The following is a 12,042-nucleotide window of genomic DNA, read 5'->3' as shown; positions in this document are numbered from 1 at the left end:
TAATCAGGATTTCTTTTTCAGGATGGCATAAAATTCAACAACAAAGCCCAGGAAGGTAATGACAGGCCCTAATGTTATTCCTAAAAAACCAAATCCGAATTCTTCTTTGTCAAGGGTCATGATAAAATAACCGGCAATGATCATTGCAAGACCTGCCAGCATGACTGTATAGTTACTTTTTCCAAATGGCAAAGCCTGCTGATCTGCTGCATTGCTTTCAACCGAAGCCGTACCTTCAGAATTTTTCTTAGTTTCTTTCATTTTTGATATATTAATAAAGTTCGTCCAAATCCATTTTTAAATACCTGATAATCGACTGAAAAGTGCTTGAAACACCAATCACCGGCCCTAAAACAACTAAAATGCCACCTAGGATAAGCATTGAATAATTATTCTGGATCAGCGAAAGCCCTTCAATCTGGGAAACAGCTATTTTCTGTGTAATAAAAACCAGCACAATCGCCACCAGGCTGGCCACCAGCCCCTGCACCATGCCTTTGAGGATAAAAGGCTTCTGAATAAATCCGTTGGTAGCCCCTACCAGCTGCATGGTCCTGATGATAAACCGCTGGGAATACAAAGCGAGTTTGATGGTGTTATTGATAAGCAGAATAGTCGCTACAAAGAAAATGATCACCACAATAGCCAGCAGCGTGTACACCTTATTGACATTGCTGATGATTCCTTTTACAAAATCCCGGGCATAGTCTACTTCAAAAACACCCTTTATTTTCTCTACCTCCGTTTTCACCTTTTTGAGATTGGCTTCTCCGAAACTGGCCTCATTGACCTTAAAAGAATAAGCGTCCCTGAAAGGATTATCGCCCAAAATGTCCTGGTAGCTTTCTTTAGTTTCTTCAAAAAATGCTTTCGCCGCGGCTTCTTTAGTGATAAAACTGACCGCCGGCTTACCGTTAATAATTTCTACAAAACCTGTTTTCAGAATTTCATCCCTGATTTTATTGGTTTCTGCCGGGTCAAGGCCCTTTTCAAGATATACCTGAACCTCTATATTTTGCTTGACAAATTTGATGAGTTCTTTTGAAGTCAGAGCAATCCATCCACAGAAACCTATCAGGAAAAGTGCAACACTTAAACTTATTGTTATAAGAGTTCCGGGATAATTGCCCAGATTTCTGTTAAAATTCATGATCTATGCTTCTATTTAATGCAAATATAGATATTTATTAATTATTCGGATTTCAATTAAACAATTTTAACTATTTCAGCCCTCCGGTGCGTTTGACTTCCATTCCGCTATTCTCTCAGGCATATTCTGCTCTATGATGTTCTTAACGATCTCCGTGATCTCTTCAAGGCTCTGGTCAGGCCTGAAATAGATAGGCTCCTTGAACTTTACGCTTAACTCCGTATTTCTTTTCTTATAGGAAAGCCCGGTTTTATTAAACGCCCTCCTGAATCCGTTGATCACCACGGGAACTACAATCGGGTTATTAGCCATAATAATGTGGGCAGTGCCTTTTCTTACCGGAGCATAAGGGCTGGTAGTTCCCTGAGGAAAGCTGATGACCCAGCCGAATTTAAGTCCTTTTGCCACATTGATTCCTGCAGAATTATCCACATCCCTTTTGACATTCTCCCCTTCGGCACGCCAGCTTCTTTCCACAAGAATGGCACCGGCCAGACTGAAGATTTTAGGAATCAGACCCGATTTCATCGTTTCTTTTGCGGCAATATAAAAAGTACGGGCACGGGGAGAAAACAGGTAGACCGGTATAAGACGGTTTCCGAAACCCCATTTTACCGAACAGAAAATGTGGTAAAACGTGATTACATCCGCAAAATAAGTCTGATGATTGGAAATAAAGAAAACATTGGTATTGGGCAGGTCCTTGAGATATTCTGTGCCTTCCACCTTAAGCTTGTTGGCTACGGCTATTCTCCAGAAAGTAGGCCATCCGGCTACGAAAACGACTAAACGTTTTAATATTAACCAATTACCAAAAGGGTCCTTCTCAAAAATACCTAAAATGTCGAACTTTGAGAGCGTTCTCAAAAAAACATTCGGGGAATTATTGGCAATTGGAATAAAGTTTTTTAGCGTTTTAATCATCTAGGTTATTGGTATCTCAAAAAGCTAATATATTAATTTGAAATACAAAAAAGAAGAATTTGTGAATTTATTTATACGCAGTTTTAATTCCTTCTGTCTATTTCATCCCTGATTTTAGCCGCTTTTTCATACTCTTCACTGGCAAGGGCCTCCTCAAGCATTTTCTTCAGTTCGTCGAGGCCGTAGTTTACCAGGTCTTGTTTTGACTTGACGTTCACGATCTTCGGCTCTTCAGGTTCTTCGTCTGAGGCTTTCACGTCATCTGTGCTGATCCCAGCTTCTTTCAATACATAATCCGTAGTGTAAAGCGGTGCGTTAAAACGCAGGGCAATCGCAATGGCGTCAGAAGGTCTGGCGTCAATGTTTTTCTGCCTGATGCCGTCTGTACACACTATTTTGGAATAAAAGACACCTTCAGAAATATCAGAAATCTGAATCTCTTCCACCATAAAATCAAATGATTTGGAAAATGACTTGAATAAGTCATGCGTCAGGGGTCTGGTCGGAGTAATGTTCTCCATCTCTATGGCAATAGCCTGAGCCTCAAACATCCCGATGATAATCGGAAGTCTGCGGTTGCCATGTTCTTCTGAAAGAATTAAAGTAAATGATCCTGCCTGAACCTGGCTGGGAGACAAATCTAATATTTCGAGTTTTATTTTTTCCACTTTGCAAATATAATATAAAATCGTCAATGCTTAAGCCTGAGGCTTATTAAAAAGAAATTCTGATCACAAAACTGCGGCTTTTTCCTGCCTCAAGAACCATGAGTCCCTGCAAGTTATTCAAAGCATCGATATTTGACGTCTGGGGGCCGATAGAGATACAGGTCCTGTTCGGTGGTGTATATAGAACGAAATAATTCAGGCTTTGTTCATTCACCTCCTGTTCTATTTTAAGAACTTTATTTTCATACTTCAGAAGTATCTCTGAAAAACCCGATTGGTCTGTCAGTTCAAAAACATTATCCATCAGCGTATTACGGAGCGACACTTCTTCTTTTTCACAAAAAGTGCCCGTACCTGAGGGAAGTTTTCTTTCATCCAGGTCAATACTTCTCCTGGCCGGAAGTTCCACACTCATCTTGCCGATTTGCTCATTGTCAAAACCAAAATAAGGCTGCCAGCCAAAACTTGCAGGCATTGACTTATGCCCTGTATTCTTTACCCCTATCCGGACAGTCAGGGAATGCTTCTCCAGCGTATATTCCACACCAAATTTAAACTGAAACGGGAATCCTTTTTTGTTTCCTTCATATTCATAGACCAGGAAAACACTGTTATCGGTTTGTGAAACTACTTCAAATTTTTCAAATGCAATCAGGCCGTGTATCGCATTGTTCCGCTCGAGGTCGTTTATTTCAAGGCTGTATGACTGGGAATTAAATACAAACCTGCCGTCTTTCACCCTGTTCGCAAACGGAAACAAAAAAGCAGAGGGATACCCCTTTTTAGGGTCGTCTTCTTTTATAGGATATTTGAGCAAGGATTGTCCGTTTAATACGAGCCGGGTAAGTTGAGCTCCGAAATCAGGATCTACCTGAATCAGATCCGAGTTCTCAGGATTTGAGAGTTCAATTAAGTTCATAGATTCCTTTAATGGATAGTTTTTTGGTTCTAGTGTGTATGAGAAATGGGTTTATGATCAACCAAAAATACAAACATTAACCAAAAGACAAGGAAGTGAATCAGAAAAATTTTTCAATTCCCAACCCAAAAAGGGCAAAATCATACTTAACGGGGTCATTTTCATCCATGATGGCGAGGTTGGCAGTGAGTTCTTCAGCCATTTGCCAGTCAGCTTTCGGCCTGCTTACCAGGTTCAGTCTTCTTGCCACCCTTTCCACATGCACATCACACGGGCAGATCAGTTGTGAGGGTTTGATTTCAGACCAGATCCCGAAGTCCACGCCCAGGTCGTCTTTCCTGACCATCCACCTCAGGTACATGTTGATTCTTTTACAGGCAGAGTTTTTATCAGGAGTAGAGATGTGCTTTTTTGTTCTCTGCGGATAATTTTCAAGACTGAAAAACATATTGTAAAACCCTGAAAGCGATTTTTTGACATGTACATCTTCAGGGCTCATGCCTTTCAGAAAGGCGTTTTCAAGCGAATCATATTGCTGATAATATTGCTTCAGAAACTCAACGAAATATAATGTGTCCGTACTGTTGAAAGTCCTGTGCTTAAATTTTTCGAGGTTCTTAAGATCATGATCTGAATGATGAAGGACAAAGTCATACGGGCTGTTATCCATCAGATGCAGCAACTCACTTGTCTTGGCTATGATGGTCTTTCTTTGTCCCCAGGCAAAAACAGAAGCAAAAAGGCCGCTGATTTCAATATCCTGCTTTAAAGAAAACCGGTGAGGGATGCTCACCGGGTCATTTTCTATAAAATCAATATGGTTAAATTGCAGGTATTTCCGTTCTAAGAGCTCCCTCGTTCCTTCAAAATTATACATTAGCCAATCAAATAGATGATATCCCGGATGTTACCTGGGAATATTATAGGAAACCGCAGCCCTGATCCTGGAGTCGCGGGGTTTTAATTTACTGAAAGCCGAAGGGGAAATTTTCACGAGTATGTCCTGGTCAGAGCCTACTTCATTCATATTTCCGACCACTTTGACCTGGACGCTGTCTCCCGTGGCTTCGTTGGTTACCGTCAGAAAGGAGCCTATCGGGGCCGTTCTGTGTAAAGCCAGGTGTTTGTTGCTTTTGTTACCCGTGTTAATCACTTCCGCGATGCCTATTTCCTTTACTTTTTTCAACCTGATGGTCGACGGAATCGTGGTGGCAATCACTTTAGGCTTATTTTCCCCGGTCTTTATTTCATTGACATTTACACTCTTCTTAACCGCAGCGTAAGATTTATCGATCAGAAGTTTCTGTTCCGGAATAATTCTCAGGTCTGTTATGTTATTGATCCTGATGAGGTCTTCCTGTGATATATTATGAGTGCGGGAGATCGAATAGACGGTTTCACCATCTTTCACCACATGAAAAACATGGGCATTCATCAATCCCGGATCTGCTTCTTCCACCTGCCCTACCTTCTGTGTTTCGGATATAACCCTCACTTCTTTGGCTTTGGGTTCTGCAGCTTTTACCTGGCTTCCGTTCTTAATATAAGGGAAACTGATCTGTTGTCCGGATTTTATTGCAAAATCGCCATTCAGTTCAGCATTCAGGGCGATCACCTCGCTGATATTACATTTGTATCTTTTGGACAGGCTATAGAGGGTTTGCCCTGCCTCAACTTTATGCAGTATAAATACAAGGCCGTTTTTAGTTTCAAGGCCCACAGAATCAACAGGATGGTAATTCCGACCGTATGAATGTACGATCGAGGCCATAAATATGGCCAGTGTCAGGAACTTCTTCATTATATTTTTTGGGTTATCAGGAAAACAATGACACAAATTTAACATTTTTATCGATTAGTTGAGGATTTTATTCATGAAAACGACTCAAAATTTCTTTTCTTATATAATTTTGCCTTTCAAATTTTAAAATTCTAAAAATGAAAATTATCGGCATTATTCCGGCCCGTTTTGAATCAACAAGGTTTCCAGGCAAACCTTTGGTAGAAATCGGAGGAAAGACAATCATCCAGAGGGTATATGAGCAATGTTCACAGGCAAAATCTCTCAAAAAAGTGGTTGTGGCAACCGATGACCAGAGGATATACGATCATGTCGTTTCTTTTGGCGGAGAAGTGACAATGACAGATACTTCACATCCGAGCGGTACAGACCGCTGTGCCGAGGTATTGAAGCTGTACGGAGGCGAAACGGAGTTCGATTATGCCATCAATATCCAGGGTGATGAACCTTTTATTCAGCCGGATGTGATTGATGCCCTGTCCAATTTTCTGGATTTTAAGACTGAAATTGCTACTTCAGCAAAAAAAATTACCGATATTGAAGAACTAACCAACCCGAATGTAGTTAAGGTAGTATTGACCATGCGTAGGCAGGCACTTTATTTCAGCCGGCAGACGATCCCTTATGTCAGGGGTAAGGAACTGGAAGAATGGATGAATTTCTGTGATTTCTTTAAGCACATCGGAATTTACGCTTTCAGGTCGGATGTTCTGGAACAAATAGTAAAAATCCCGGTTTCGCCTCTGGAAAATACTGAAAAACTGGAACAGCTCAGGTGGCTGGGTTATGGCTACAAAATACAGGTCAAGGAAACAGAATATGAGAGTTTCGGAGTAGACACTCCGGAAGATCTGATTAAAATCAAAGCGTTATTTGACAATAAATGAGGGTTTGGAACATTAGTATAACAGGAGTACTTCCTTTAATTAATGACAGGTAGCCATAAAATAAATCATTTTAACTAACAAACGTAATTTATGCAACGATATTCGATACTCTGGGCAGACGATGAAATTGATCTGCTGAAACCATATATTTTATTTCTGGAAGGCAAAGGCTATGATGTGACACCCGTACCCAGCGGTGCCGACGCCCTTGACCTTGTGGAAAAACAAAATTTTGACCTTATTTTCCTGGATGAGATGATGGCCGGTATGACCGGACTGGATACCCTGGCACAGATAAAAGTCATCAAACCTTCCATACCGGTAGTGATGATCACCAAGTCTGAAGAAGAGCACATCATGGAAGATGCCATCGGTTCGAAAATCGCCGATTACCTGATCAAGCCCATCAATCCGAAGCAGATTTTACTTTCTGCCAAAAAAATCCTGGATAACAAAAGGCTGGTTTCTGAAAAGACGAACCTGAATTACATGCAGGATTTCAGAAACATCACCATGCAGTATAACGACCACATCAATTTTGAAGAGTGGGCCGATATCTATAAAAAACTGGTTTACTGGGAGCTTGAGCTTGACAAATCTGTGGACAACTCGATGGATGAAGTATTCAACATGCAGAAATCCGAAGCCAATAATAAATTCTGCAGGTTCATTGAAGAAAACTATGCTTCGTGGATGTCGGATCCCAATGCGGAAAGACCGTTGTTGTCTCATAATTTATTAAAAAAGAAAGTTTTCCCTTTACTGGAAGACAACTCTCCCCTTTTCTTTATCCTTATTGATAATTTCAGGCTGGATCAGTGGAAACTGATGCAGGAACTGATCTCGGACCTTTTTGTGATAGAAGAAGATGATACTTACTATTCTATCCTCCCAACAGCCACTTCTTATGCCCGTAATGCTATTTTCTCAGGGCTAACCCCTTATGATATGGCCAAACAACATCCTGACCTGTGGGTCAATGATGAGGGGGACAACGAAGAAGGGCTGAATAAGAATGAAGACGAGTTTTTGAGACGTCAGCTCAAAAAAATGAACAAAAACACCAAGTTTTCATACCATAAAATCCTCAACAACAACCAGGGGAAATCATTGGTAGATAACTTCAACAACCTGCTCAAAGACGACCTGATTGTTGTGGTTTATAACTTCGTGGATATGCTTTCTCATGCCCGTACAGACATGAACATGATTAAAGAGCTTGCTCCCGACGAAGCGGCCTACAGATCCATTACCCGCTCGTGGATAGAGCACTCCCCGATGCTGGACCTGCTGAAGAGCATTGCTTCCAAAAACGGAAGACTGGTCATTACAACCGACCACGGTATGGTGAAAGTCAAAAACCCGAAGAGGATTGTCGGGGACAGGAACGTCAACACCAACCTGAGATACAAACAAGGTAAAAACCTGAACCTGGATGACAAAAACGACCACGTTCTGGAAGTAAGGAGGCCTGAACAGTTCAAATTACCGAGTCCGAATGTTTCGACGGCATACTTCTTTACCACCTCCGATTATTTTTTCGCGTATCCGAATAATTACAATCATTATGTAAGTCATTATAAGGATACTTTTCAGCACGGAGGTATCTCACTTGAAGAAATTATTGTGCCTGTGGCATATTTAAAGGCAAAATAGGATGAAAAAACTGCTGAGGGTCATGATGGCCCTGATGATCTTTTCTGGGGCTTATGGACAGGCGGAAACCACTGAAGGTTTCGACAAAGCGTCTTATACCATAAGCCTCATGAAAGGCTACCCTACCGGTTCTTATAAAAACTACTTAAAATCTATTGACGACCCGGCTTCCACTTTTGGTGTAACGATGGTTTACCTCGTCAATCCCTTCAAAAAACAGATGAGAAGCTCCAGGCTTTTTACCGGAGGCGAATTTGGCTATCAGGGCAACAAACAAAAAGACATCATCAACCAGTACGGAGGTAACTTTTATGTGTCTTATTCAGAATTCTGGCTCAACTTGTACGTGAGATACAGGCCTGTCCTGTGGTCTTCCAAAATAAACCCTTACGTTGATGTGTTTTCAGGACCAAAGCTTTATAATGCCAGGATCATGGAAAATGTATCTGACGAAGAGCAGTACAAGATCGATAAAATGAACTCTGTGGCATTGAACTATGGTGCAGGTGCCGGCATAGGCATCAAGGCGTCACGCGAAGGTCAGGCGGCTAAATATATTGATATCGGTATTTATGTAAACGGATCAAATCCTGTCAGACAAATGGACAGGAAAAGTGTTTTGGTCAACTCTGCTGCTGAAGTGTATTTTGAGAAGAAAGTGGTTGTCCCGAACCAGTTCCAGGTAAAAGTAGGCTTTACGGGGTTTCTGTAAGGTCCTTGATCTGACCGTTGTCACAGTATAAAGTCCTCTTTGGGAAACGCTCTATCAGATCAAGCCCATGAGTAGCCATCAGCACAGAAGTCTGTGACACTTCATTGATCTTGAAAAACAACTTTAATATCTCAATAGACTTCTCAGGATCAAGGTTGCCGGTTGGTTCGTCAGCCAGGATAATGTCCGGGTTGTTCAGTAAAGCCCTTGCAATAGCAATTCTCTGCTGTTCCCCGCCCGAAAGCTGGTGAGGCATCTTGGTCAGTACATCAGGCAAACCTACCAGCACCAGCACCTCGCTGATACGCTGATCGATTTCAGAGGCCACTGTCCAGCCCATGGCTTTCATAAAGAAACGGAGATTCTGAACAATATTACGGTCAGACAATAACTGAAAATCCTGGAAAACGATCCCGATCTTGCGTCTTAAAAAAGGAATGTCCTTTGATTTGATTTCGTGAAGTTTGAAGCCTACCACGTCTGCTTTGCCTTTTTCAAGCCATAAGTCAGCGTAGAGCGTTCTGAGGAGTGAAGATTTACCACTGCCGGTTTTGCCGATCAGGTAAACAAATTCGCCTTTGGGTATTTCAAAATTGACATCTGAAAGGACCAACTTTTCCTTTTGGTAAATAAAAGCATGTTGAAGCGATATGACGGCCTGTTCCATGAAGCGAAAGAAAAACGGGTATTGAATTGCTCCAATACCCGGTAATATTATTTATTTACTTTAGCGTGATCAGCTAAAAACTTAGCCAATCCGATATCTGTAAGCGGATGATTCAACAATGATAAGATGGCTGAAAGAGGCCCTGTCATAACATCGGCTCCCAATTTAGCACAGCTAAGAATATGCATAGAGTGACGAACTGAAGCGGCAAGTATCTGGGTTTCGTAGCCGTAGTTGTCATAAATAGTCCTGATGTCTTCAATAAGGATCAGACCATCAGTAGAAACGTCATCCAGACGGCCGATGAACGGCGAAACATAGGTAGCACCCGCTTTGGCAGCCAAAAGAGCCTGACCTGCAGAGAACACCAATGTACAGTTGGTCTTGATACCTCTTTCTGAAAAATATCTGATGGCTTTAACACCGTCTCTGATCATAGGGATTTTCACTACGATCTGATCACTCAATTTAACCAACTCCTCTCCTTCTCTGATCATACCTTCGTAGTCAGTTGAGATTACCTCAGCACTTACGTCACCGTCAACAATTTTGCAGATGGCTTTGTAGTGATCCTTAACATTCTGGTCTCCACCAATACCCTCTTTCGCCATTAACGACGGGTTGGTAGTTACACCATCTAAAACGCCAAGATCCTGTGCTTCCTGTATTTCTTTCAGACTGGCAGTATCAATAAAAAATTTCATGATCGGGAAAAATTTGGGATTAAAGTAAAAATTGAAGAAAAAAAAAGGCAAATTCACCGCTACGACCGCCTACCCTTGCTACCTTCCGGTCCTGGGGGAATTCAGCAGGAGCTGGTAATTTGCCGACACAAAAGTAGTACTTTTTTGTGGTTCTGCAACCCGCTTTCAATATTTTTTCAATAAAAAATCAAGTAATTCAAAAAGTTCGTATCATTGCAAAGCTAAATGTTTGAAACCAAAACCATTAAAGAAGATGACCTTCAAAAAAATAATTTACTACATCATGATCTTGTTCCTTGTGTATGCGGCGGGCGTCCAGTATAACGACCCTGATCCCTACATCTGGATACCGGTTTACCTGATTCCTGTCTATTTACTGTACAGAAGTATGAACGGGCAGGGAAGTAAAATTCATTACTTTGTACTGGGTCTGGTTTACCTTTTATGGTCTGCCAACCAGTTTCCGCCCGAATGGGAAGGCCTCATGGTAGATTCCATGAAAATGAAGACCCTTAATATTGAATTAGGGCGTGAGTCGCTCGGACTGGGCATCTGCACAGTCTTTATCTGGTTAAGTATCCTGCTTGACTGAGAAACCTCAACTCAAATGATCTGACAGATAGGTCTTGAACTCCTGATATTCTGTTGAAAGGCTTTCGGCAACTTTGGTTTTACTTAGTAACCCCTGAAGCCTTTCCGGAATATCCGGTTTCATCTGCAGCACAGCTTCCATTTCCGGTAAAAACTTGGCATAATGAGCCGTTGACAAAAATACCCCGGAGAATTCCTCCTTCTCAGTTTTCTGGTATTCTTTTAATCCCCTGTAGGCAATAGCTGTATGCGGGCAGGCTAAATACTGATGATGATCGTAGAGGTCTTTGATGGAAGCTTTCGTTTGCTCGTCGTCATAATAAGTGCTGTACACATGAGCACGCATCACCTCTATATTCCGGTCAAACAATTCGTACATTCTTGGGAAATTGCTCGGGTTTCCGACATCCATGGCATTGGAAATGGTAGATACCGACGGGCTTATCGGGCGATACTCTCCGGTCGATAAATATTCAGGTACCACTTTATTCAGGTTCGTAGCGGCAATAAATTTCTTAACGGGCATACCCATTTTCCAGGCCAGTATTCCTGCACAAAGGTTACCGAAATTACCGGAAGGAACAGAAAATACGAGAGGCAAGCCCAGCTTTTTAAGAGAAGCATAAGCCTGGGCATAGTAAAATGACTGTGGAATCAGTCGTGCAATATTGATAGAATTGGCCGAAGCCAGGTTGAATTTACTCCTCAGGTCTTCATCCAGGAACGCCTGCTTAACCAGGGCCTGGCAGTCATCAAAAGTGCCGTCAATCTCCAGGGCTCTTACGTTATTACCTAAAGTAGTCAGCTGTTTCTCCTGGATATCGCTTACTTTGCCTTTGGGGTAAAGTATCGTCACCGTAATATTGGGTACTCCGAAAAACCCCTGGGCCACTGCCCCACCCGTGTCACCTGAGGTGGCTACCAGGATGTTGATTTTGCGATTGGACTTTTGCAGGAAATATGACATTGTAGCCGCCATGAAACGGGCTCCGAAATCCTTAAAGGCCATCGAAGTGCCATGGAAAAGTTCAAGACAATAAATATTCTCTTCAACCCTGACAAGCGGTGCCGGAAAATTAATGGCCTGATCAACAATACTTTTCAGATCAGCAGCAGGTACTTCATCACTTAAAAGAGCATTGGCCATTTCAAAGGCAATTTCCTGAAAACTCAACTGGTCTGCTCCATCCCAGAAATCCTTGCCGAGCACAGGTATGTGATCTGGCATGTAGAGTCCGTTGTCTGGTGGTAAACCCCTGAAAATCGCTTCTTCAAATCCTACTTCAGGACTTTCTCTTTTGGTACTGAATAACTGCATCAACAAAAAAATAATGATTGAAACGCAAATTAACGGACTTTTAAT

14 protein-coding genes and 1 other RNA gene are annotated in these 12,042 nt (G+C 41.9%); 4 read left to right on the top strand and 11 right to left on the bottom strand.

Annotation, left to right across the window (positions count from 1 at the left end):
• Positions 1-3: 3 nt before the first annotated feature.
• The 7 genes from GVN16_RS17190 to GVN16_RS17160 form a co-directional block, all read right to left on the bottom strand.
• A complete protein-coding gene (locus tag GVN16_RS17190) occupies positions 4-261 on the bottom strand; it encodes a DUF3098 domain-containing protein (protein WP_166565164.1) in 258 nt (85 codons plus the stop codon).
• Positions 262-271: 10 nt separating this feature from the next.
• On the bottom strand, positions 272-1,150 hold the full coding sequence (locus tag GVN16_RS17185; protein WP_166565163.1) for an ABC transporter permease: 879 nt from the start codon (positions 1,148-1,150) through the stop codon (positions 272-274).
• Positions 1,151-1,225: 75 nt separating this feature from the next.
• Positions 1,226-2,074, bottom strand: a complete 849-nt coding sequence (locus tag GVN16_RS17180) for a 1-acyl-sn-glycerol-3-phosphate acyltransferase (RefSeq protein WP_166565162.1) — start codon at positions 2,072-2,074, stop codon at positions 1,226-1,228.
• An 83-nt stretch (positions 2,075-2,157) separates the two neighbouring features.
• Positions 2,158-2,742 carry a bifunctional nuclease family protein gene (locus tag GVN16_RS17175; protein ID WP_166565161.1) on the bottom strand — a complete coding sequence of 195 codons (585 nt, stop codon included), beginning with the start codon at positions 2,740-2,742 and terminating at the stop codon, positions 2,158-2,160.
• 46 nt (positions 2,743-2,788) lie between these two features.
• Positions 2,789-3,661, bottom strand: a complete 873-nt coding sequence (locus GVN16_RS17170; protein WP_166565160.1) for an aldose 1-epimerase — start codon at positions 3,659-3,661, stop codon at positions 2,789-2,791.
• A gap of 100 nt (positions 3,662-3,761) precedes the next feature.
• On the bottom strand, positions 3,762-4,538 hold the full coding sequence (locus GVN16_RS17165) for a TIGR02757 family protein (RefSeq protein ID WP_166565159.1): 777 nt from the start codon (positions 4,536-4,538) through the stop codon (positions 3,762-3,764).
• 30 nt (positions 4,539-4,568) lie between these two features.
• Complete coding sequence (locus GVN16_RS17160) at positions 4,569-5,462, bottom strand: LysM peptidoglycan-binding domain-containing protein (RefSeq protein WP_166565158.1); 894 nt, start codon at positions 5,460-5,462, stop codon at positions 4,569-4,571.
• 137 nt (positions 5,463-5,599) lie between these two features.
• Here GVN16_RS17160 and kdsB point away from each other — a divergent pair, with 137 nt between their 5' ends.
• The 3 genes from kdsB (at position 5,600) to GVN16_RS17145 (ending at position 8,717) form a co-directional block, all read left to right on the top strand.
• On the top strand, positions 5,600-6,349 hold the full coding sequence (kdsB, locus tag GVN16_RS17155; protein WP_166565157.1) for a 3-deoxy-manno-octulosonate cytidylyltransferase: 750 nt from the start codon (positions 5,600-5,602) through the stop codon (positions 6,347-6,349).
• A 90-nt stretch (positions 6,350-6,439) separates the two neighbouring features.
• Complete coding sequence (locus tag GVN16_RS17150; protein ID WP_166565156.1) at positions 6,440-8,005, top strand: PglZ domain-containing protein; 1,566 nt, start codon at positions 6,440-6,442, stop codon at positions 8,003-8,005.
• Position 8,006: 1 nt separating this feature from the next.
• The gene (locus GVN16_RS17145) at positions 8,007-8,717 is read left to right on the top strand and encodes a hypothetical protein (protein WP_166565155.1); all 711 of its coding nucleotides are present in this window, start codon (positions 8,007-8,009) and stop codon (positions 8,715-8,717) included.
• On the opposite strand, the gene GVN16_RS17140 is transcribed toward GVN16_RS17145, so the two are convergent.
• The 3 genes from GVN16_RS17140 to ffs all read right to left on the bottom strand — a co-directional run bounded on the left by GVN16_RS17140 (position 8,701) and on the right by ffs (position 10,215).
• Positions 8,701-9,384 (bottom strand): cell division ATP-binding protein FtsE, encoded by a 684-nt coding sequence (locus GVN16_RS17140; RefSeq protein ID WP_166565154.1) that lies wholly within the window; start codon positions 9,382-9,384, stop codon positions 8,701-8,703. The two genes, GVN16_RS17145 and GVN16_RS17140, sit on opposite strands and share 17 nt — an antisense overlap.
• Positions 9,385-9,431: 47 nt before the next feature.
• Positions 9,432-10,088 (bottom strand): fructose-6-phosphate aldolase, encoded by a 657-nt coding sequence (gene fsa / locus GVN16_RS17135; RefSeq protein ID WP_166565153.1) that lies wholly within the window; start codon positions 10,086-10,088, stop codon positions 9,432-9,434.
• 40 nt (positions 10,089-10,128) lie between these two features.
• Positions 10,129-10,215: signal recognition particle sRNA small type (ffs, locus tag GVN16_RS17130), an RNA gene on the bottom strand.
• Positions 10,216-10,341: 126 nt separating this feature from the next.
• On the opposite strand from ffs, the gene GVN16_RS17125 reads away from it, so the two are divergent.
• On the top strand, positions 10,342-10,680 hold the full coding sequence (locus GVN16_RS17125) for a transmembrane 220 family protein (RefSeq protein WP_166565152.1): 339 nt from the start codon (positions 10,342-10,344) through the stop codon (positions 10,678-10,680).
• Positions 10,681-10,686: 6 nt separating this feature from the next.
• Here GVN16_RS17125 and thrC read toward each other — a convergent pair whose 3' ends face one another.
• Positions 10,687-11,997: a threonine synthase gene (gene thrC, locus GVN16_RS17120; protein WP_166565151.1), complete on the bottom strand. Its 1,311-nt coding sequence runs from the start codon at positions 11,995-11,997 to the stop codon at positions 10,687-10,689.
• Positions 11,998-12,042: the final 45 nt, after the last annotated feature.

This window comes from Emticicia sp. CRIBPO (assembly GCF_009905725.1).
In the GTDB taxonomy this organism is placed as follows: Bacteria; Bacteroidota; Bacteroidia; order Cytophagales; family Spirosomataceae; genus Leadbetterella.
This window is presented reverse-complemented; position numbering and strand designations above follow the sequence as displayed.

Coding starts and splice junctions, on each gene's coding strand:
- GVN16_RS17185 (WP_166565163.1), bottom strand. CDS start 1,150: ATGAATTTTAACAGAAATCTGGGCAATTATCCCGGAACTCTTATAACA.
- GVN16_RS17170 (WP_166565160.1), bottom strand. CDS start 3,661: ATGAACTTAATTGAACTCTCAAATCCTGAGAACTCGGATCTGATTCAG.
- GVN16_RS17190 (WP_166565164.1), bottom strand. CDS start 261: ATGAAAGAAACTAAGAAAAATTCTGAAGGTACGGCTTCGGTTGAAAGC.
- GVN16_RS17165 (WP_166565159.1), bottom strand. CDS start 4,538: ATGTATAATTTTGAAGGAACGAGGGAGCTCTTAGAACGGAAATACCTG.
- GVN16_RS17180 (WP_166565162.1), bottom strand. CDS start 2,074: ATGATTAAAACGCTAAAAAACTTTATTCCAATTGCCAATAATTCCCCG.
- GVN16_RS17140 (WP_166565154.1), bottom strand. CDS start 9,384: ATGGAACAGGCCGTCATATCGCTTCAACATGCTTTTATTTACCAAAAG.
- kdsB (WP_166565157.1), top strand. CDS start 5,600: ATGAAAATTATCGGCATTATTCCGGCCCGTTTTGAATCAACAAGGTTT.
- GVN16_RS17160 (WP_166565158.1), bottom strand. CDS start 5,462: ATGAAGAAGTTCCTGACACTGGCCATATTTATGGCCTCGATCGTACAT.
- fsa (WP_166565153.1), bottom strand. CDS start 10,088: ATGAAATTTTTTATTGATACTGCCAGTCTGAAAGAAATACAGGAAGCA.
- GVN16_RS17145 (WP_166565155.1), top strand. CDS start 8,007: ATGAAAAAACTGCTGAGGGTCATGATGGCCCTGATGATCTTTTCTGGG.
- GVN16_RS17150 (WP_166565156.1), top strand. CDS start 6,440: ATGCAACGATATTCGATACTCTGGGCAGACGATGAAATTGATCTGCTG.
- GVN16_RS17125 (WP_166565152.1), top strand. CDS start 10,342: ATGACCTTCAAAAAAATAATTTACTACATCATGATCTTGTTCCTTGTG.
- thrC (WP_166565151.1), bottom strand. CDS start 11,997: ATGCAGTTATTCAGTACCAAAAGAGAAAGTCCTGAAGTAGGATTTGAA.